At 72.9% G+C, this 21003-nt stretch carries 15 protein-coding genes and 1 pseudogene; 4 read left to right on the top strand and 12 right to left on the bottom strand.

Translation table 11 applies throughout. The features are described from left to right. Positions 1 to 15: 15 nt before the first annotated feature. From OG349_RS21130 to OG349_RS21090, 9 genes are all read right to left on the bottom strand, one after another. The gene (locus tag OG349_RS21130) at positions 16 to 672 is read right to left on the bottom strand and encodes a TetR/AcrR family transcriptional regulator (protein WP_327236089.1); all 657 of its coding nucleotides are present in this window, start codon (positions 670 to 672) and stop codon (positions 16 to 18) included. Beyond that, a complete protein-coding gene (locus OG349_RS21125) occupies positions 660 to 1403 on the bottom strand; it encodes an enoyl-CoA hydratase family protein (protein ID WP_327236088.1) in 744 nt (247 codons plus the stop codon). Before OG349_RS21125 ends, OG349_RS21130 begins: the two co-directional genes overlap by 13 nt. Next, positions 1400 to 2983 carry a 4-coumarate--CoA ligase family protein gene (locus OG349_RS21120; protein ID WP_327236087.1) on the bottom strand — a complete coding sequence of 528 codons (1584 nt, stop codon included), beginning with the start codon at positions 2981 to 2983 and terminating at the stop codon, positions 1400 to 1402. Before OG349_RS21120 ends, OG349_RS21125 begins: the two co-directional genes overlap by 4 nt. A gap of 90 nt (positions 2984 to 3073) precedes the next feature. Next, on the bottom strand, positions 3074 to 4285 hold the full coding sequence (locus OG349_RS21115) for an acyl-CoA dehydrogenase family protein (RefSeq protein WP_442806281.1): 1212 nt from the start codon (positions 4283 to 4285) through the stop codon (positions 3074 to 3076). After that, on the bottom strand, positions 4282 to 6321 hold the full coding sequence (locus OG349_RS21110; RefSeq protein ID WP_327238646.1) for an ATP-binding protein: 2040 nt from the start codon (positions 6319 to 6321) through the stop codon (positions 4282 to 4284). The genes OG349_RS21115 and OG349_RS21110 overlap by 4 nt, the downstream gene beginning before the upstream one ends. A 47-nt stretch (positions 6322 to 6368) precedes the next feature. Then, positions 6369 to 7967, bottom strand: coding sequence for an acyl-CoA carboxylase subunit beta (locus OG349_RS21105; protein ID WP_327236086.1), 1599 nt, complete (start codon positions 7965 to 7967; stop codon positions 6369 to 6371). Then, entirely contained in the window at positions 7964 to 9745 is a 1782-nt protein-coding gene (locus OG349_RS21100; RefSeq protein ID WP_327236085.1) for an acyclic terpene utilization AtuA family protein, read from the bottom strand. Before OG349_RS21100 ends, OG349_RS21105 begins: the two co-directional genes overlap by 4 nt. Then, positions 9742 to 10539: a TIGR03084 family metal-binding protein gene (locus OG349_RS21095; protein ID WP_327236084.1), complete on the bottom strand. Its 798-nt coding sequence runs from the start codon at positions 10537 to 10539 to the stop codon at positions 9742 to 9744. Before OG349_RS21095 ends, OG349_RS21100 begins: the two co-directional genes overlap by 4 nt. An 85-nt stretch (positions 10540 to 10624) precedes the next feature. Then, on the bottom strand, positions 10625 to 11656 hold the full coding sequence (locus OG349_RS21090; RefSeq protein ID WP_327236083.1) for an EamA family transporter: 1032 nt from the start codon (positions 11654 to 11656) through the stop codon (positions 10625 to 10627). Between the two features lie 109 nt (positions 11657 to 11765). On the opposite strand from OG349_RS21090, the gene OG349_RS21085 reads away from it, so the two are divergent. Further along, positions 11766 to 12629, top strand: a complete 864-nt coding sequence (locus tag OG349_RS21085) for a LysR family transcriptional regulator (RefSeq protein WP_327236082.1) — start codon at positions 11766 to 11768, stop codon at positions 12627 to 12629. Between the two features lie 162 nt (positions 12630 to 12791). Here the strand turns inward: OG349_RS21085 and OG349_RS21080 are convergent, their stop codons facing one another. Next, complete coding sequence (locus OG349_RS21080; RefSeq protein ID WP_327236081.1) at positions 12792 to 15767, bottom strand: FAD-binding and (Fe-S)-binding domain-containing protein; 2976 nt, start codon at positions 15765 to 15767, stop codon at positions 12792 to 12794. A gap of 239 nt (positions 15768 to 16006) precedes the next feature. On the opposite strand from OG349_RS21080, the gene OG349_RS21075 reads away from it, so the two are divergent. Together OG349_RS21075 and serC are read left to right on the top strand one after the other, a co-directional pair. Then, positions 16007 to 16654 (top strand): GTP-binding protein, encoded by a 648-nt coding sequence (locus tag OG349_RS21075; protein WP_327236080.1) that lies wholly within the window; start codon positions 16007 to 16009, stop codon positions 16652 to 16654. A 10-nt stretch (positions 16655 to 16664) separates the two neighbouring features. Then, positions 16665 to 17783: a phosphoserine transaminase gene (gene serC, locus OG349_RS21070; protein WP_327236079.1), complete on the top strand. Its 1119-nt coding sequence runs from the start codon at positions 16665 to 16667 to the stop codon at positions 17781 to 17783. An 89-nt stretch (positions 17784 to 17872) separates the two neighbouring features. Here serC and OG349_RS21065 read toward each other — a convergent pair whose 3' ends face one another. Then, positions 17873 to 18940 (bottom strand): WD40 repeat domain-containing protein, encoded by a 1068-nt coding sequence (locus OG349_RS21065; protein ID WP_327236078.1) that lies wholly within the window; start codon positions 18938 to 18940, stop codon positions 17873 to 17875. A 43-nt stretch (positions 18941 to 18983) separates the two neighbouring features. Here OG349_RS21065 and OG349_RS21060 point away from each other — a divergent pair. Further along, positions 18984 to 19660: pseudogene (locus OG349_RS21060) on the top strand (GDSL-type esterase/lipase family protein). A gap of 40 nt (positions 19661 to 19700) precedes the next feature. Here OG349_RS21060 and OG349_RS21055 read toward each other — a convergent pair. After that, on the bottom strand, positions 19701 to 20990 hold the full coding sequence (locus OG349_RS21055) for an MFS transporter (RefSeq protein ID WP_327236077.1): 1290 nt from the start codon (positions 20988 to 20990) through the stop codon (positions 19701 to 19703). Positions 20991 to 21003 lie beyond the last annotated feature (13 nt).

Raw genomic sequence — 21003 nt, 5'->3', positions numbered from 1 at the left:
GTGGCGGGGCGGCGTTCAGGCCGGTCCGCCACGCGACCCACCACCCGACCCCCCTCCCGCCCCGTCTCCCGGCCCGCTCCCCGGGCCGCCCAGCACCCCGTCCAGGATGTGCGACCACTGCGCCACCACCCGCGTGCGGCGCGGGGTGTCGTCCGTCAGGAGTGTCGCCAGGCCCAGGCCCCGGGCCATGTCCAGGAGGCCCTGGACCGTTTCGCGTACACCCGGTACCGACTCGTCCGCGCCCAGGAGGGCGACCGCGCTGCGGTGGGCCTCGCGGCCTACCCGGGCTTCCAGTTCGGTGACGCGGGGGCGGAGTTGTTCCTCGTCGGAGGCCGCGACCCAGAGGTGGAGGGCGGCGCGGAACAGCGGGCCCGTGTAGAGCGCCACGATCCCCTCCACCGCCTGCCTGCGGTGGGCCCGGCCGGCCGGGACGAGGGCGCGCAGGGCGGTGGAGCGTTCCTCCGCCACGTACTCGACCGCGGCCGTGAACAGGTCCTCGCGGGTGGGGAAGTGGTGCTGCGCGGCGCCCCGGGAGACCCCGGCGCGCTCGGCGACGACGGAGACCGTGGAGCCCGCCCAGCCGTGTTCGGCCAGGCAGGACACGGCCGCCTCCAGGAGCCGCAGCCGGGTCGCCCGGCTGCGGTCCTGCTTCGGGGCGGCTACCGCACCCATGCCGCGTCCCGCCGTTCCAGGAACGCGGCGACGCCCTCACGGGCCTCCGCCGACACGAAGAGCGAGGCCGAGCGCTGGACGAGATCCTCGGCGTGGTCGTCGAACGCCCGCAGCACGTCCGCCGTCAGGAGCTTCTTCGCTTCCGCGAGGCCCTGCGGGGACGCCCTGCGCAGCCCGTCGAGTACGGGCGCGAGCGCCGCGTCCACGTCGTGGGCCGCCTCGGTGAGGATCCCCGCCGCGACCGCCGCCGCCGCGTCGAACCGTTCACCGGTGAGGTAGTAGCGGGCCGCCGCCCGGGGCGCGAGCCGGGGCAGGAGCGGCAGCGAGATCACGGCGGGCGCGACGCCGATCCGTACCTCGGTGAACGCGAAGTCCGCGGCCGTACAGTCGGCGAAGGCGAGGTCGCAGGCGCCGAGCAGCCCCAGACCGCCCGCCCTGACTTTGCCGGTGACCCGCGCGACGACGGGTTTGGGCAGCTCCACGATCTGCCGCATCAGGGAGACGAAGGTGTAGGGGCTGGCCGGTTCCTTGAGGTCGGCGCCCGCGCTGAAGGTGGTGCCGGTGTGGGCGAGCAGCACGGCCCGTACGGCGGGGTCCGCGGCGCAGCCGTCGAGCGCGGCGCGGAGCGCGTCGACGAGCCGCGCCGACAGGGCGTTGCGGTTCGCGGGCGAGTCCAGGGTGAGGGTGGTGATGCCCCGGTCGTGGGCGGTGGTGACCAGGTCGTCCGTCACGTGGTGATCTCCCTCTCGCGGTCCCTCAGTTGGCGCCTGAGGATCTTGCCGGAGGCGGCGCGGGGCACACCTCCGATGAACTCGACCCGGCGGATCTTCTTGTACGGAGCGACGCGTTCGGCGACAAACGTCATGACGGCGTCCGCGCCGAGCGTCTCCGCACCGGGTCGACGGACAATGTAGGCCTTCGGGACCTCGTTGCCGTCCGCGTCGTACACACCGATCACCGCCGCGTCCGCGATCGCGTCGTGGGTGAGGAGCAGCGCTTCGAGTTCGGCGGGGGCGACCTGGAAGCCCTTGTACTTGATGAGTTCCTTGACACGGTCCACGACGAACAGCCAGCCGTCGGCGTCGGCCCGGCCGATGTCCCCGGTGTGCACCCACCCGTCGGCGTCGATCATCGCGGCGGTGTCGCCGGGGCGGCCGAGGTAGCCCTTCATGACCTGCGGGCCCCGGATGAGGATCTCGCCCTCGCCGCCGGTGGCCACGTCCGTGTCCGGGTCGTCGAGGCGGACGACGCGCATCTCGGTGCCGGGGAGGAGCTTGCCGACGGCGCCGGGCGGCGGGTCGGCGGCGGCCAGCGGGACGATGTGGGTGCCGGGCGACAGCTCCGTCATGCCGTACGCCTGCCGTACGGGCGGGAGGTTCAGCCGGGCCGAACAGGCCGCCGCCAGGCGGGAGTCGAGCGGGGCCGCCGCGCACAGGACGTACCGGAGCGAGCTGAGGTCGTACCGCGAGACGGCCGGGTGTTTGGCGAGGGCCAGCACGATGGGCGGGGCCACGTACAGGCCGGTGATGCGGTACTTCTCGATCGCGGCGAGGAACTGGTCGAGGTCGAAGCGGGGCAGGACGACGACGGTCGCGCCGCCGCGCAGGGGCGCGTTCATCAATGCGGTGAGGCCGTATATGTGGAAAAACGGGAGTACCGCGAGGATGCGGTCGCCGGGGCCCATGGGGACGACGGGTTCCATCTGCGCGAGGTTCGTGGCGATCGAACGGTGGGTGAGCATGACGCCCTTGGGGACGCCGGTGGTGCCGGAGGAGTACGGGAGGACGGCGATGTCCTCGCCGGGGTCGAGGGGGACGGTGAGCTGGGGCGCCGTCGAGCGCGCCAGGTCGCGGACCGAGCGGTGTCCGACGGCCCGGTCGCAGACGAAGATCTCCTCGATGCCGCCGATCAACTCCGCCGAGCGGCGGGCCACTTCGAGGAGCGGCCCGACGGTGACGATCCAGCGGGCGGCCGCGTCGCGGAGCTGGGTGGCCAACTCCTCGGCGGTGGCGAGGGGATGGGCGGTGGTGACGGTCGCCCCGGCACGGGTGGCGGCGTAGAACACCGCCGGATACACGACCGTGTTGGGGCTGTGCAGGGCGAGGACGTCGCCCTTGCGCACCCCGGCGTCGGTGAAGGCGGCGGCGAGGGCGCGGTGGTACGTGTCGAGCTGGGCGTACGTCGTGCTCGTACCGTTCGTGCCGTCGACCAGGGCCACGGTGTCGCCGAACTCGGCGGCGCGGCCGAGGACGGCCTCGTGGATGGGCAGATCGACGGCCGGGACATCCGCGTACTCGCTGTGGAAGATCATGACGACCCCTTCGACGCTTCTACGCTTCGGCGCTCCGACGCGCGCGACACGAACGCGCGGCCGCGACATGAACGCCCAGAATCGCGTGTCCTAGTAGGACTTGGGGAGACCCAGGGACTGATGGGATATGTAGTTCAGGATCATCTCGCGGCTGACGGGCGCGATCCGGGCCACGCGCGCGGCGGTGACCAGCGAGGCGAGGCCGTACTCCCGGGTGAGGCCGTTCCCGCCGAGGGTGTGCACGGCCTGGTCGACGGCCTTCACACAGGCCTCGGCGGCGGCGTACTTGGCCATGTTGGCGGCCTCGCCCGCCGCCGCGTCGTCGCCCGAGTCGTAGAGGTGGGCGGCCTTGCGCATCATCAGGCGGGCGAGTTCCAGCTCGATGTGGGCCTGGGCGAGGGGGTGGGCGATGGCCTGGTGCGCGCCGATGGGTTCCTTCCACACCTGGCGGGTCCTGGCGTACTCGACGGCGCGGTCGAGGGCGTAGCGGCCCATGCCGAGGGCGAAGGCGGCGGTCATGACGCGCTCGGGGTTGAGGCCGGCGAAGAGCTGGAGGAGCCCGGCGTCCTCGTCGCCGACGAGGGCGTCGGCGGGCAGCCGTACGTCGTCCAGGACCAGTTCGAACTGCTTCTCGGCGGCGTGCAGTTCCATGTCGATGGGGGTACGGGTGAAGCCGTCGGCGTCGCGGGGGACGATGAACAGGCAGGGCTTGAGGCGGCCGGTCCTGGCGTCCTCGGTGCGGCTGACGACGAGCGTGGCGTCGGCGATGTCGACGCCGGAGACGAAGACCTTGCGTCCGTTGAGGATCCAGCCGCCTTCGCCGTCCTTGCGGGCGGCGGTGGTGATGCGGTGGGAGTTGGATCCGGCGTCGGGTTCCGTGATGCCGAAGGCCATGGTGAGGGAGCCGTCGGCGAGGCCGGGGAGCCATTGCCGCTTCTGCGCGTCGGTGCCGAAGCGGGCGATCACGGTGCCGCAGATGGCGGGCGAGACGACGAGCATGAGGAGCGGGCAGCCCGCGGCACCCAACTCTTCCAGGACGAGGGAGAGTTCGACCACTCCGCCGCCTCCGCCGCCGTACTCCTCGGGGAGGTTCACGCCGAGGTAGCCGAGCTTGCCGGCCTCGCGCCAGAGGGTCTCGCGGTCGAAGTCCCTTCCGTGGCGGCGGCCGAGGGCGGAGACGGCGGCGCGGAGGGCGGTGTGTTCGCCGGACTCGATGAAGGTGCTGCCGGGGGTGGCGCTTTCCTGGATGGGGTTTTCGGGGGCTGCGTTTTCGGGGCCCGTACGGTCGGCGCTGCGGCTCATGACGGCTGGTCCTCCGGGGCGGGGTCGGTGACGACGACGGCGAGCAGGGCGCCCAGTTCGACCTGGCGGCCGGGGGCGGCGTGGAGCGCGGTGAGGGTGCCGGAGGCGGGGGCCGTGACGCGGTGTTCCATCTTCATGGCCTCCAGCCAGACGAGCGGCTGCCCGGCGGTGACGCGGTCTCCCTCGGCCAGCCCGTCGGCGATCCGTACGACCGTGCCGGGCATGGGCGCGAGCAGCGAGCCGGGGGCGGTGGTGGCGCTCGGGTCGGTGAAGCGGAGGTGGGCGGGGAGGCGGTACGACCCGTGGGCGGTGTCGACGTACACGTGGTCGCCGTATGCCGGGTCGCCGTATGCCTGCTCGGGGTTCGCCGGGTCGCCGTACGCCGAGACGTGGAAGTTCCGTACGACACCGTCGACTTCGAGGCGTACGAGCCGCTCGGAGAAGCTGACGACCCGGACGGCGTCGTCCTCGACGCGGACCCCGTCGCGGGTGACCCGGTAGCTGATCTCGTGGTCGCCGTAGGTCTTGCGGTGCGGCTGCGAGGCGAGGTTGCGCCATCCGCCGAGGCGGGCGGGCACGGTGGTGGCGGCGCGCCGGGCGGCGGCGTCGGCGAGGGCGGCGGCGACGGCCGCGTGCCGTTCGCCGTCCCCGGGGGCGGGTGCGGTGAGCGCGTCGAGGTGGCGTTCGTAGAACCCGGTGTCGGGGTGGCCGCCGAGAAGGTCGGGATGGGTCAACGACCGTACGAGCAGCTCCCGGTTGGTCCCGGGGCCGTGGATCCGGGCGCGGAGCAGCGCGTGCCCGAGGCGGCGCAGGGCCTCGGCGCGGGTGGGGGCCCAGGCGACGACCTTGGCGAGCAGGGCGTCGTAGTGCGGGCCGATGCGGTCGCCGGGGCCGTAGCCGGTGTCGGTCCGGAGGCGTACGGCGTCCTGGGCCGTGCCGCGTCGGGGCCGTAGCCTCTCTGCCTCCCCTTCCCCCGCCGCCTCCGCCTCCACCGACAGCTCGTGCAGGACCCCCGTCTGCGGGGCCCAGTCCCGGGACGGGTCCTCCGCGTACAGCCGTGCCTCCACCGCGTGGCCGTACGGCTCCGGCGGCTCGGGCGGGAGCGGGGCGCCCTCCGCCACGGACAGTTGCAGCGCCACCAGATCGAGGCCGAACACCTCCTCGGTGACGGGGTGTTCGACCTGGAGGCGGGTGTTCATCTCCAGGAAGTACGGGCGTCCCTGCGGCGAGATCAGGAACTCGACCGTCCCCGCCCCCCGGTACGCCACCGTGCGGGCCGCCGCCACCGCCGCGTCCGCCAGGCCGGTGAGCAGTTCGGCCGGCAGTCCCGGCGCCGGGCTCTCCTCGATGACCTTCTGGTGTCTGCGTTGCAGCGAGCAGTCCCGGGTGCCCAGCGCCCACACCGTCCCGTACGCGTCGGCGAGGATCTGCACCTCCACGTGCCGGCCGCGTTCCACGTACGGCTCCGCGAAGACCTCGCCGTCGCCGAACGCGGACACGGCCTCCGCCGAGGCCGCCGCCAACTCCTCTTCCAGAGCTGCCAGTTCACGGACCACCCGCATGCCTCTGCCGCCGCCCCCGGCCGCCGCCTTGAGCAGCAGGGGGAGGTCCGCCTCCGTGGCCGCGCCCGGATCCACCGGCGCCAGCAGCGGCACGCCCGCCGCGCCCATCAGTTCCTTCGCGCGCGTCTTCGACGCCATCGCCTCGATCGCGGCCGGCGGCGGCCCGATCCACACCAGGCCCGCGTCGAGCACCGCCTGCGCGAACTCGGCGTTCTCGGAGAGGAATCCGTAGCCGGGATGCACGGCGTCGGCGCCCGCGGCGAGCGCCGCCTTCACGATCAGGTCGCCGCGCAGATAGGTGTCGGCGGGCGCGGCCCCCGGCAGCCGTACCGCCGTGTCCGCCTCCCGTACGTGCAGGGCGTCCGCGTCCGGGTCGGAGAAGACCGCGACCATTCCGATGCCCAGCTCCCGGCACGTACGGAAGACGCGGCACGCGATCTCGCCCCGGTTCGCGACCAGGACGCTGGTGATCATCACCCTCTGGGTCATCCGCGTCCGCACAATCTTCGTCATCGCTCGCCTCACATCCGGAAGACGCCGAAGCCGCCCCGCACTCCCGCGACCGGCGCGGTGTGGAGGGCGGACAGGCACAGGCCGAGGACCGTGCGGGTGTCGCGCGGGTCGATGACCCCGTCGTCGTACAGCCGTCCGGACAGGAACAGGGGCAGGGACTCCGACTCGATCTGCCGCTCGACCATCGCGCGCAGCGCCGCGTCCCCTTCGTCGTCGTACGGCTGCCCCTTCGCCGCCGCCGAGGCCCGCGCGACGATCGAGAGCACCCCGGCGAGTTGCTGCGGGCCCATCACCGCCGACTTGGCGCTCGGCCACGCGAAGAGGAAGCGCGGGTCGTACGCGCGCCCGCACATGCCGTAGTGCCCGGCGCCGTACGAGGCGCCCATCAGGACCGACAGGTGCGGGACGGTGGAGTTCGCCACCGCGTTGATCATCATCGCGCCGTGCTTGATGATCCCGCCCTGCTCGTACTCCTTGCCGACCATGTAGCCGGTGGTGTTGTGCAGGAACACCAGGGGAATGTCCCGCTGGTTGGCGAGCTGGATGAACTGCGCGGCCTTCTGCGACTCCGCCGAGAACAACACGCCCTGCGCGTTGGCCAGGACGCCCACCGGATAGCCGTGCAGCGCGGCCCACCCGGTCACCAGGCTCGTCCCGTAGAGCGGCTTGAACTCGTCGAAGTCCGAGCCGTCGACCACCCGGGCGATCACCTCGCGCGGGTCGAAGGGGATCTTGAGATCCCCCGGCACGATGCCCAGCAGCTCGTCCTCGTCGTACTTCGGCGGCGCGGCGGGTCCCGGATCGGGCTGCGCCTTGCGCCAGTTGAGGCGGGCGACGATCCGGCGCGCCTGCCGGACCGCGTCCTGCTCGTCCACGGCGAAGTGGTCGGCGAGCCCCGACGTACGGGCGTGCATCTCCGCGCCGCCGAGCGACTCGTCGTCGCTCTCCTCGCCCGTCGCCATCTTCACCAGCGGCGGCCCGCCGAGGAAGACCTTCGACCGCTCCTTGATCATGACGGTGTGGTCGGACATGCCGGGGACGTACGCCCCGCCGGCCGTGGAGTTGCCGAACACCACGGCGACGGTGGGGATTCCGGCGGCGGACAGCCGGGTGAGGTCGCGGAAGAGCGCGCCGCCGGGGATGAAGATCTCCTTCTGGGAGGGGAGATCGGCGCCGCCCGACTCGACCAGGCTGATGAGCGGCAGGCGGTTGGTGTACGCGATCTCATTGGCGCGCAGGGCCTTCCGCAGCGTCCAGGGGTTGCTCGAACCCCCGCGTACGGTCGGGTCGTTGGCGGTGATCACACACTCGACGCCCTCGACCACACCGATGCCGGTGACCATCGACGCGCCGACCGGGTAGTCGCTGCCCCAGGCGGCGAGCGGGGACAGTTCGAGGAACGGGGTGTCCGGGTCGAGGAGCAGCTCGATCCGCTCCCGGGCGAGCAGCTTGCCGCGCGCCCGGTGCCGGGCCACATACTTCTCGCCGCCCCCGGCGAGCGCCTTGGTGTGTTCGGCGTCCAGTTCGGCGAGCTTGCCGAGCATCGCCTCACGGTGCGCGGCGTAGTCGGCGGACGCCGGGTCGAGCGCGGTGGGGAGCACGGTCACAGCAGGACCTCCGGGAGGTGGGCGTACCGGCCGCGCAGCCACTCGCCGAGTGCCTTGGCCTGGGGGTCGAACCGGGCCTGGGCGGCGACACCTTCGCCGAGCAGGCCCTCCACGGTGAAGTTGAGGGCGCGCAGGTGCGGCAGGACGTGCCGTACGACCGTCAACTCCGCGCTCTCGGGGATGAGCCGGCGGAAGAGGTCGACCGTCAGCTCGTGCGCCAGCCACCGCCAGGCGCCCTCGCTCCTGGCCCAGACGCCGACGTTGGCGTCGCCGCCCTTGTCGCCGCTGCGGGCGCCCGCGATGAGGCCGAGGGGCGCGGGGAGGGTGGCGAGGCCGGTGGGGAGGGGTTCGGGCAGGTCGTCGACGGGCTCTGGGACAGGGTCAAGCTCCTTGGTTTGTACGGGAGTTGGTACCCGCACCCGCTCGCCGTCCGGCAGAACGGCGAGGTGGTCGACCTCCGCCGCGTCGACATACGCGGACTCGAACACCCCGTAGGGGGCGCCCTTTCCGGGCGGGGCCGTGACGTGGAAGCCGGGGTAGCTGCCGAGGGCCAGCTCGACCACGGCCCCGCTGACGGCCCGCCCCACCGCGTCCGGATCGCTGTCGCGCACGACGAGCCGGAGCAGCGCGCTGGCTGTCTCCTCGGTGGGGGCGTCGGCGTGGTCCGTCCTGGCCAGCTCCCAACGGACCTCGGCGGGGGGCGTGTTGCCGTTGCCACGTGTCGCGCCGAGCGCGTCGGTCACCTGGTCGCGGACCAGGTCCGCCTTGGCCTCGATGTCGAGTCCGGTGAGGACGAAGACAACCTCGTTGCGCCAGCCGCCGATCCGGTTGAGCCCGACCTTGAGCGTGGGGGGCGGCGGCTCGCCGCGTACGCCCGAGATCCTGACCCGGTCGGGCCCGTCGGGTGTCAGCCGTACGGTGTCGAGGCGGGCGGTCACGTCCGGCCCCGCGTACCGCGCCCCGCCCGTCTCGTACAGCAGTTGGGCGGTGACGGTGCCGAGGTCCACGACACCGCCCGTACCGGGGTGCTTGGTGATGACGGCGGTCCCGTCGGCGCGGATCTCGGCGAGCGGAAAGCCGGGATGGCGCAGGCGGCGGGGGTCGTGGTCGGTGAAGAGGGCGTAGTTGCCGCCGGTCGCCTGGGTCCCGCACTCCAGTACGTGCCCGGCGACCACCGCGCCGGCCAGCGCGTCGAGGTCGTCGGGTGCCCAGCCGAAGTGGGCGGCGGCCGGTCCCGTCACCAGCGCGGCGTCCGTGACGCGGCCGGTGACCACGATGTCGGCGCCGGCCCGCAGGCACGCGGCGATCCCGGCGCCACCGAGATAGGCGTTGGCCGTCAGGACGCCGTCGCCCCAACTCCCCTTCGTCAGAAGGTCGTCGCCCTCGACGTGGGCGACGCGGACCGGCACCCCGACCCGCTCGGCGAGCGCGCGGACGGCCGCCGCGTGACCGGCGGGGTTGAGGCCGCCCGCGTTGGCGACGATCTTCACACCGCGCTCGTGGGCGAGCCCGAGCCCTTCCTCCAGCTGCCGCAGGAATGTCTTGGCGTACCCGGCGGCGGGGTCGCGCTGCCGGTCCCTGCCGAGGATGAGCATGGTCAGCTCGGCGAGATAGTCGCCGGTCAGGACGTCGAGGGGGCCGCCGGTGAGCATCTCGCGCAGGGCGTCGAAGCGGTCGCCGTAGAAGCCGGAGGCGTTGCCGATGCGGAGGGTGTGCGGGGCGGCGCCGGTTATGGGGGAGTTGGTCGTGGGGGCGCCTGTCTTCGGAATGCCCGTCATCTCGGCTCCTCCCCCTTCGGCGCGCGGCCCGCGCCCGGGAGGCCCGCGAACGCCTGGGCGATGTCCAGCCAGCGGTCCGCGTCCGGGCCGTGTGCCCGGACGGCGAGGTCGGCGCGGTGGGCCCGCCGGGTCACCAGCAGGCCGAAGTCGAGCGCGGGTCCGGTCACGCGCTGGGGCGCGTCCTCGGGGCCGTACGCCCACAACTCTCCTCCCGGACCTGTCAGTTCGACGCGGAAGGGCTCGGGGGGCGGTGGCTCGTCCCGTACGGAGTAGGCGTAGTCGCGGGTCCGTACCCCGATCCACGCGATGTGCCGCAACCGGGCGGTCGGCGCGCGCCGCACGCCGAGGGTGTCGGCGATGTCCTGGCCGTGCGCCCAGGTCTCCATCAGGCGCGCGGTCGCCATCGAGGGGGCGCTCATGGGAGGCCCGTACCAGGGAAAACGGGCGCCGGGCGGGGTGTCGCGCAGGGCGTTCCACAGGCGGTCGCGGCCCGTACGCCACCGGGTGAGGAGTTCGCCGGGCGGGAGCGCGGCGCCCTCCCGCGCGCCGTCGTCCACGAAGGAGGAGGGGGCCGCGAGGGCTTTGCGCGCCTCCGTGGCGAAGGCCCGTTTGTCGGTGAGCGAGAGCAGCGCGGCGCTGTCGGTCCAGGTGAGGTGCGCGATCTGGTGCGCCACGGTCCACCCGGGGGCGGGGGTGGCCAGGGCCCAGTCCCGTACGCTCAACTCCCCCACCAGGCCGTCGAGTTCGTCGCTCTCGCTGCGCAGATCGTCCAGGACTGCGGCAGAGTCGGACACGGGTGCGCTCCCTCGGACTCGGACACGGCGGTGTGCGTGTCCCGGAGCATCTCAGGGGCCGAAGAAACAAGCAAGCGTGCTTGCTTTACTTGTCGGCGCCTGCTCCGGCGCTCCCGGTCGCGGTGGCCGCAGCGGCCGCGCGGGCCGCCGCCCGCTTCCCCGTCCCCGCTTTCCGCCGCCCCACCTGCGTCCGTACCGCCCCCATGCTCGCCACGATCACCAGCGCGATCGCCAGCGCCTCGGTGGTGGAGAGCGCCTGGTCCAGCAGGAGGAACCCGGCGCTCGCCGCGATCGCCGGCTCCAGGCTCATCAGTACGGCGAAGGTCGAGGAGGGCATGCGGCGGAGGGCGAGCAGTTCCAGGGTGTACGGCAGGACGGACGACATCAGCGCGACCGCCAGCGCGAGCCCGAGGGTCGACGGCACGATCAGCTTGGACCCGGATTCCACGATGCCGAAGGGGAGCGCGATCAGCGCCCCGACCCCCATGGCCAGCGCGAGACCGTCGGCCTGCGGGAAGCGGCGGCCCGTCCGCGCGCTGAAGACGATGTACGCGGCCCACATCGCGCCCGCCGAGAGCGCGAACGCCGCGCCCAGCGGATCGAGCCGGTCGAACCCGCCACCGCTGAGCAGCAGCACCCCGGCCAGCGCGAGCCCCGCCCACAGGACGTTCACCCACCGCCGGGAGACGATCACGGAGAGGGTGAGCGGGCCGAGGACTTCGAGGGTGACGGCCGCGCCGAGGGGGATGCGGTCGGCGGACTGGTAGAAGAGCCCGTTCATGGCGGCGAGGACCGTACCGAAGACGACTACCGTGCCCCAGTCGGCGCGCGAGTGCCCGCGCAGGGTGGGGCGGCAGAAGGCGAGCAGGACGACGGCGGCGAGCGCGAGCCGCAGCGAGACCACGCCGAGGGCGCCGGTACGGGGCATCAGCAGGACGGCGATGGCCGCACCGAACTGTACCGAGAGCCCACCCCCGATGACCAGCGCGACGGGCCCGAGGGAGCGGGAGGGGGACGCGGCCTCCGGACCGCCCCCGGCCTCCGGGGCACCCGAAACCTCCGGCACCACGACGGAAGCGGTGGCGGATGCGGCGGCAGCGGTACGCGGCTCATCCACCGAAAACCTCCAGGATGTCGTGGTCGGGCAGGCTGACGTCCCGACTCACGTTACGGCTCCGCGCTTCAGCCGTGAAATGCCTTTTGGACTGCCGTTATGCTCCGCACGCATGAGCATCGAGCTGCGTCATCTCCGCTGCTTCCTGGCCATCGCCGAAGAGTCCAGCCTGACCAGGGCGGCGGCCCGGCTGCACCTCACCCAGCCCGCTGTCTCCCGCAACCTCGTCGCGCTGGAGAAACACCTCGGCGTACGGCTCGCCGAGCGCTCCACCCACCACCTCGCCCTCACGGCGGAGGGCCGCGCCTTCCGCGAGCGGGCGGCGGCGGCCGTCGCGGCGTTCGACGACGCCCTGGACGCCGGCCGGCTGCGGCGCCGGCCGCTGCGGCTGGGGCACGCGTGGTCGGCCTTCGGCCCGTACACCACACCGCTGCTGCGGCGCTGGGAGCGCGAGCACCCGGAGACGCCGCTGGAACTGCTCAGGATCGACGACCGTACGGCGGGGCTGATCCGGGGCGAGGTCGACGCGGCGCTGCTGCGGGGACCCGCGGTCCTCGGGACGCCGGGCCTGGTGACGGAGCTGCTGTTCACGGAACCCCGCGTCGCGGCGGTCCCGGCCGACGGCCCGCTGGCCGCGCGCCCGACGCTGACCCTGGCGGACCTGGCGTCCCAACGAATCCTGGTGAACACCGTCTCGGGCACGACGACCCCGTCCCTGTGGCCCCCGGAGGCGGGCCCGGTGACCACGGTGACGGTGGCGAACACGGACGACTGGCTGACGGGGATCGCGGCGGGCCGCGGGGTGGGCGTGTCGAGCGCGTCGACGGCGGACATGCACCCCCACCCGGGAGTCGCCTACCGCCCCCTCCCCGACGCCCCACCCCTCCAGGTCTTCCTGGCCTGGCGCGAAGGCGCGGCCCACCCGGCCACCCAAGACCTGGCCACCCTGGCCTGGCAACTGGCCACGGGCACGTAGGCCCCCATTCACGGGGCCGGTCTCTACGGGCCAGGCTCCACGGGCCGGGCTCCACCGGCCGGTCTCCACCGGCCGGTCTCCACGGGCCGGGCTCCACGGGCCGGTCTCTACGGGCAGGCTCCACGGGCCGGTCTCTACGGGCCGGGCTCTACCGGCCAGGCTCTACGGCCCCTCCGGCCGCCGGTCCAGCGCCTCCGCCAGGACTTCGGCGAGGTGGCGGGGGTGGTGGTCGGTCAGGTGGGTCAGTTGGGTGCGGCAGGAGAAGCCGTCTGCCAGGAGTTCGGCCTCGGGGGGTGCTGACCGTACCGCCGGGAGCAGTTGGTCTTCCGCGACCGCCGTCGATACCTCGTAGTGGCCGCGCTCGAAGCCGAAGTTGCCTGCCAGGCCGCAGCAGCCTCCGCTCAACTCGCCCGTGAGGCCCGCTCGTTCGCGGAGTCTGCGGTCCGCCTCCTCGCCGAGGACCGCGTGTTGGTGGCAGTGGGTCTGGCCGGCGACAGGGCGGTTCAGTCGGGGTGGGCGCCAGGTCGGGGCCTGTTCCTCCAGGGTTTGGGCGAATGTTCTTACCGCTGCGGCCAGTTGGGGTGCTCGGGGGTCGTCGGGCAGTAGTTCCGGGAGGTCGGTGGTCAAGGTGGCCGCGCAGCTCGGTTCCAGGACCGTCACCGGGCCGCCCGCGTCCAGGACGGGTTGCATGTGGTCCAGCGTGCGGCGCATGACCTTGCGTGCCTGGTCCAGTTGGCCCGTCGAGACGTACGTCAGGCCGCAGCACACCCGGCCCTCGGGCACCGCGCAGCCGATTCCCGCCGCCTCCAGCACCCGGACCGCCGCGCGCCCCACCTCCGGTGCGAGGTGTTCGGTGAAGGTGTCCGGCCAGAGGGTCACCCGGGGAGCGGTGGGGGTGCCGGTCCCGTTCGCCGGGCGGCTTCGCAGCCATCGGGTGAACGTCTCCGGGGCCAGGGTCGGGAGGGTGCGTTCCGGTGCGATTCCCCCCGCCCTCTTCGCCACCGCCGCCAGCAGCGGCACCCGCGCCGCCGCGTTCAGTACGCGGGCGAACGGGGCCGCCGCCCGCAGCCACACCGGCAGCCGGCCCATCGCGTAGTGCGCCGCCGGGCGCAGCCGGCCCCGGTAGTGGTGGTGCAGGAATTCCGCCTTGTACGTGGCCATGTCGACGCCCACCGGGCAGTCGCTCCGGCACCCCTTGCACGACAGGCACAGGTCCAGCGCGTCCCGTACCTCTGTGGAGCGCCAGCCGTCGGTCACCACCGGGTCGGTCACCACCCGATCCCTGTCCACCCCGCCCGCCTCGCCCGCGAGCATCTCGTGCAGCAGCCGCGCCCGGCCGCGTGTCGAGTGCCGCTCCTCGCCCGTCGCGCGGAACGACGGGCACATCACCCCCGCGCCCTCGTTCGGCCCCGCGACCCGGCACTTCGCCACGCCCACGCAGCGCCGTACCGCCGCCGAGAAGTCCCCTCCCCCGTCGGGACCGTCGTGCGGATACGCGAACACCACGTCGACGGGCTCGCGCGGCAGTACGGCGAAGCGCAGGTTCTCGTCCAGCCGCGCCGGGCGCGCCAGCACGCCCGGGTTCATCCCGCCCGCCGGGTCCCAGACGTCCTTGAACCGGCCGAACAGCGCGACCAGTTCGGGCCCGTACATCGTCGGCAGCAGTTCGGCCCGCGCCAGCCCGTCGCCGTGCTCCCCCGACAGCGAGCCCCCGTGCGCGACGACCAGCGCGGCCGTCTCCTCCGAGAAGCGCCGGAAGCGCCGTACGCCGTCCTCGCCCAACAGGTCGAAATCGATGCGGACATGGATGCAGCCGTCCCCGAAGTGCCCGTAGGGCGTGCCCCGCAGGCCGTGCTGGGCGAGCAGCGCGCGGAAGTCGCGCAGGTACGCGCCCAGCCGGGCCGGCGGCACCGCGCAGTCCTCCCAGCCGGGCCACGCCTCGCTGCCGTCCGGCATCCGGGTCGCGGTCCCGGCCGCGTCCTCCCGTACCCGCCACAGCGCGCGCATCCCGGCCGGATCGTCCACGACCGTGCCGTCCAGCGCGTCCGCCGCGCGGAGAATCGCCCCGGCCGCCGCGCGCGCCTCGGCCGCCGTCGCCCCGCCGGTCTCCACGAAGAGCCACGCGCCGCCGCGCGGCAGCCCGTGCCGCCCGTCGCGCCCGTCGCCATACCGACCATCGCGCCCGCCCCGTACCAGGTCCTCCGCCATCCCCTCGACCGTGAGCGGTCCGTACGGCAGCAGCCCCACCGCGGCCTCGGCGGCGGCGCTCTCGTCCGGGTAGCCGAGGACGGCGAGAGCGCGGGCGGGCGGTGACGCGACGAGCCGTACGGTCGCTTCCGTGACGACGCCGAGCGTGCCCTCGCTGCCGCAGAAGGCGCGGGCGAGATCCACCCCGGCCTCGGGGAGGAGCGCGTCGAGCGCGTACCCGGAGATGCGGCGGGGCAGCCCGGCCGGGTAACCGGTCCGCAGCAGCGCCAGATTCCGGCCGACCAGATCCTCCAGGCCCCGCAGCAGGGCGGCCCCACCGGCCCCGCTCGCACCCGCCCCCGGCCACCCCCGCCCCAGGCTCAGTTCCGCCCCGCCGTAGGTAAGGACGGACAGCCGGTCGACGTTGTCGGCCGTCGTCCCCCACGCCACCGAATGCGCCCCACAGGAGTTGTTGCCGATCATCCCGCCGAGCGTGCACCGGCTGTGCGTCGACGGATCGGGTCCGAAGGTCAGACCGTACGGCTGTACGGCGTCCCGCAGGTCGTCCAGGATCACACCGGGCTGCACCACCGCCGTGCGCGCCTCCGCGTCCACCGACACGATCGACCGCAGATGGCGGGTCAGGTCGAGCACCACCCCGACCCCGGTCGCCTGTCCCGCGATGGACGTACCGGCCCCGCGCGGCAGCACCGGTACGCCGTACTCGCGGCACACCGCCAGCGCGGCGGCCACGTCCGCCGCGTCGCGCGGGGCGACCACGCCCACCGGGACCCGGCGGTAGTTCGACGCGTCCATGGTCATCAGGGCCCGGGCCGCCGTCCCGAAGTCCACCTCTCCGCGCACGGCGCCCTCCAGCGCACGCGCCAGCGCGGTCGCGCCCGTGTCCCTCGTGGATCCCGGTCCCTCGGACTTCTCAGCCTGGTCAGCCATGGTCCCAGGATGCCCCGGCCGCCCCCGCGAACCCGGTACATGAGTGGCACACGTACGGCATATGCCCGACGCACACCCGGTCCGCCCCTGGTTCACTTGTCGGCCACAGCACCTTCAGCTGACGGAAACACATAAGGAATCGAACAAAAATTTCCCAATTCAATCGTCAACTCTCCTATAGTGACCTCCGTTTGTGCGGTGCGCTGGGCCAACTTCACCGACCCGGAGGGCAATCCCCGATGACCGGCACCCCCGATGCCCCCACCGGCGCGGCCAGACCCACCGACAGCGGCACCCTGAAGATCGCCATCGTCGGCGGCTTCGGCGTCGGCAAGACCACCATGGTCCGTTCCATCAGCGAGATCCGTCCCCTGAACGCCGAGGAGACGATGACCCGCACCGTGGAGATCGACGCCCTCGCCGACCTCGACGGGCTCGGCAGGAAGACGGCGACCACGGTCGCGTTCGACTTCGGCCGGATCTCCCTCGACCAGGGCTCGGCGCACGACCAGGGTTCGGTGCTGTACGTGTTCGGCGGCCCCGGCCAGGAGCGTTTCTCGTTCCTCTGGGACCGCCTCTTCTCCGGCACGTTCGGCGCGGTGGTCCTCGTCGACACCCGCCGCGTCGCCGACGCCCGTCACACCATCGAGCGATTGCAGGCCGACGGAACGCTCTTCATCGTCGCCTGCAACGACTTCGGCGGCCCGTTCCGTACCGAGGAACAGGTGCGCGAGACCCTCGGCCTGACCTCCGACGTCCCACTGGTGGAGTGCGACGCGCGGGACCGCTCGTCCAGCAAGTACGTCCTGATCACCCTGATCGAATACCTGGCCGCCCGCGTCTCATCCGACGGACACGGCTGTCCGGCACCGCGCGCGAGGCACTAGGCTCCGGCCCGTGGCCGATATCCAGATTCCTGCTGACATCAAGCCCGCCGACGGCCGTTTCGGCGCAGGCCCCTCCAAGGTGCGGACGGAGGCGGTGGACGCGCTGGCGGCCACCGGAACGTCGCTGCTCGGCACCTCGCACCGCCAGGCTCCGGTGAAGAACCTGGTCGGCGCGGTGCGCGACGGTGTGCGGAGCCTCTTCGACCTGCCCGACGGGTACGAGGTGATCCTGGGCAACGGCGGCTCGACCGCCTTCTGGGACGTCGCGACACACGGCCTGATCGAGAACAAGTCGCAGCACCTCTCGTTCGGTGAGTTCTCGTCCAAGTTCGCCAAGGCGTCGAAGCTCGCGCCGTGGCTGGCCGAGCCGACCGTCATCTCCACCGACCCCGGCTCGCACCCGGACCCGAAGGCCGAGGAGGGCGTCGACGTCTACGCCCTCACCCACAACGAGACCTCCACCGGTGTCTCCGCGCCCGTCCGGCGCGTCGCGGGCGCCGACGCCGGCTCGCTGGTGCTGGTCGACGCGACCTCCGGCGCGGGCGGCCTGCCGGTCGACATCACCGAGACGGACGTCTACTACTTCGCCCCGCAGAAGTCCTTCGCCGCCGACGGCGGCCTGTGGATCGGCGTCTTCTCGCCCGCCGCGCTGGAGCGCGCCGCGCGTGTGCACGGCTCGGGCCGGCACGTCCCCGAGTTCTTCTCGCTGCCGACCGCGATCGACAACTCGCTCAAGAACCAGACGTACAACACCCCCGCCCTGGCCACGCTCTTCCTGCTGAACGAGCAGCTGACCTGGATCAACACCCAGGGTGGTCTGGACTGGGCGGTGAGCCGCACGGCCGCGTCGTCGAGCGCGCTGTACGGATGGGCCGACGCGTCCAAGTACGCCACCCCGTTCGTGGTCGACCCGGCGAAGCGCTCGCAGGTCATCGGCACGATCGACTTCGCGGACGAGATCGACGCGACGGCCGTCTCCAAGGCCCTGCGCGCCAACGGCATCGTGGACACCGAGCCGTACCGCAAGCTGGGCCGCAACCAGCTGCGCGTCGCCATGTTCCCGGCGGTCGACCCGGCGGACGTGGCCGCGCTGACGGCCTGCGTCGACTATGTGATCGAGCGGCTCTAGCCTCCCAAGGTGCGTTCGAGGGGCCCTGGTACGCGGTTCACGCGGCCGGGGCCCCTCGCCGTTCACACCGTCCGTCCGCCCGGCCGGTCTCAGCCCTTGCGCCGCAGCCGCTTGAAGCCGAAGAACAGCACCGCCGCGCCCACCAGCACCACCGCCCCGACCGTCACCTTGCCCTCCTCGGCGTCCGTGCCGGGGCCCCCGGCCGCCCCGCTCCCGCCCGATGACGTACCACCGCTCCCCGAGGACGAGCCGCCGGAGTCCTTGTCCAGGTCCACCCGCTCCACCCCGCTCTCCCCGCCCTCGGAGCCGAACATCAGCGCGCTGCCGTCCGCCGTGTACGTCACCGACTCGGCCTGCCCCTGGATGGGCGCGCGCACGCGGTGGTCGGCGCCCAGCCGGCCGTTCTTCCAGGCGTACCCGCGCGCGCTGAAGTACGAGCGCAGCACCAGCTCCTTGCCGTCCGGCGAGAACGCGCCGTCCGTCACCCACGGCACCTCCCCGATCCGCCGGAAGACGTTGGTCCCCGTCGCGGTCAGCCGCGCCGGACCCTCGTACAGCCCGCCGCCGTCCTCGTTCTTCGAGGCGATGTAGACCCGCCCGGTCTTCGGGTCGACCATCAACGCCTCGGCGTCGCGCGGCCCGTCGGCGTACTTCACCGTGAACTGGGTGGCCCGGACGGTCGCGTCCTTGAGCTGCTCCGGCTCCGGGAAGCGGTAGATCCACACGTGGTCCCAGCTGCCGCCCAGGTTGTCCCCGATGTCTCCGACGTACACATCGCCGTCGGGCCCGACCGAGATCGCCTCCACGTCGCGCGGGTCGCCGACGCCCCGGAGGGTGATCGTGGCGACCGTCTCACCGGTCCTGGAGTCGACCGCGTAGACGTACGGTCCGTCGTCGCTGTCGTTGTGGGTCCAGTAGACGCCGGGGTGGGCGCGGCTCGCCGCCAGACCGCTGGACTCGGTGATGCGCGGGTCCCTGATCGTGAAGTTCCGGTCGGGGGCCTGGTCGTCGGCGGTGGCGGCCGAGGCACCCGGCGCGGATATGCCGAGCAGGGCGGACACACCGACGAGCAGGGTGGACACACCGAGCAGTACGGTGGAAACACCCGCGAAAACACCGGAAAGACGCAGGCCAGGGTGGCGCGGAAGCGAACGCATGCCCCCAGCCTGCCATCCCGTCCCGATCGGGGATGATGACCCGATGCGTTTCATGTTCGTCGGCGACTCCATGACCATCGGCCACGCCGGCGACTTCACCTGGCGCTACCGGATGTGGCAGCACCTCGACGCGTCCTTCGGCGGTCCGTACGAGATCGTCGGCCCGCGTACGGAGTTGTACGACCTGCTCGCCGAGGCCCCCGTCTCGCACGCCTACGGCGCCCCGGACTTCCCCGGCGTCATCTGGCGGGCTGGGGCGAGGGCTGGCAGCACCTCACGCCCTTGATCCGCGATGCCGTGAGCACGCACAGGGCCGACATCCTGCTGATCTCGCTCGGGCTGATCGATCTCGGTTTCTACACGGACAGCGACCAGACCGCCGAGCGGGCCCGGCTGTTCCTCTCCGAAGCGCGCGCGGCGAATTCCCGGGTCAGGGCCGTGGTGCTGCCCGTCATACCGAACGTGCGCGCCGACACCGACCCCGCCTTCGCCGCCGAGGTCGCCCGCTTCAACGAGCAGCTGGCGAAGGCGGTCGCCGACCTGGACCGGGCGGGCTCGCCCCTGCTGCTGGCGTCGCGCCCGCCGTCGTACGACATCCACCGCGACACGTACGACGGCACGCATCCCGCCCCGTCGGGCGAGCACAAGCTGGCGGGGGCGTTCGCGGACGCGATGTACGAGGCGTGGGGGCTGGGGGCGCCGTACGAGGCACGGGCCTGACATCGGCGCGCGGACAACCCCAGGAGGGTCGGTGCGTCAGTCAGGCGACCCGGACGTCCGGCGCCGGAGAGACAGGCTCAGGGGCCGACAGATGGGCCCGGGTGGGCAGCAGCAGCGGCGTGCCGAGCAGCAGGACACCGGACACGGTGATCGCCGCGAGCGGGCTGGTGAGCGTGGCGAGAATCCCCCAGATCACCATCAGGGCGGCATGCAGCAGCTTGCTCGCGGCACTCCACGTACTGAGGATCTGGGCGGTCCGGTGGACGGGAGTGCGTCGCAGGCGCTCCGTCGCGTAGACCGGGTTGAAGATCCCCATGCAGGTGATCAGCAGCCCTTCGACAACGATCACGACGAGGAGCCCGGGGACCCCGGGACGGACCAACGCCAGCCCGAGCGGGAACACCGAGCGCAGCCAGCCGGAGACGGTCATCACCCGGTGCCGGCCGTAGCGGGTCACGAGGCGTGCGGAGAGGCGGGCGCCCACGAAGCCGCCGAGGGCGGGGATGCCGAAGGCCAGACCGTACTGCCAGGCCGGGAAGTGATACTGGCCCAGCAGGAGGACGGACAGGAGCGGGGCGGTGGCCATGATGAGGCCGCCGACCAGGATCGAGTTGAGGAACAGACGCCTCAGCGTGGGGTCGCGGAGGATGAACCGCCAGCCGTCGAGGAACCGGCCTCCGCGCGGCTCGGTGGACCGGTCGCGGGGCTCGGCGGACCGGTCGCGGGGCTCGGCGGACGGGTCGCGGGGTGTCACGACATCGCCTCCCCGGATGCGGAGGATTCCGAGGGCGGACAGCAGGTAGCTGAGGGCGTCGGCCAGGACCGTGACGACCGGGCCCAGCAGCCCGATGAGCGCACCGCCGAGGGGCGGCCCGGCCGCCGTCGCGACCCAGCTCGTGCCCTCGAATCTCCCGTTCGCCATGAGGAGGTGGTCCCGGGGGACGAGATGTTTCAGGTACGCGCCGGACGCGGCGGTGAAGGCGATGCCCGCGGTCCCGGAGACGACCGAGACAACCAGCAGTTGACCGTACGACAACATGCCGAGCAGGTACGCGACCGGAACGCTCGCCGTCGCGGCGCACCGGACCAGGTCCATGGCGATCATCACCGGACGCTTGGCCCGGTGCTCGATCCACGGCCCGAGCGAGAAGGCGGCCACCGCCGCGACGGCGAGTCCGGCCGCCTCCAGGAGCGACACGGCGAACGCCGACGTGTCCAACACCTGGACCGCGATCAGCGGATACGCGCCGAAGGCGATCCACGTCCCGTACGTACTGACGGCGTAGGCCGACCACAGCCGACCGAAATCGGACCCCAAGCGCTCGCGCACGCGCCCCCGCCTC

Origin of the sequence: Streptomyces sp. NBC_01317, assembly GCF_035961655.1 — a bacterium.
GTDB lineage: Bacteria > Actinomycetota > Actinomycetes > Streptomycetales > Streptomycetaceae > Streptomyces.
This window is presented reverse-complemented; position numbering and strand designations above follow the sequence as displayed.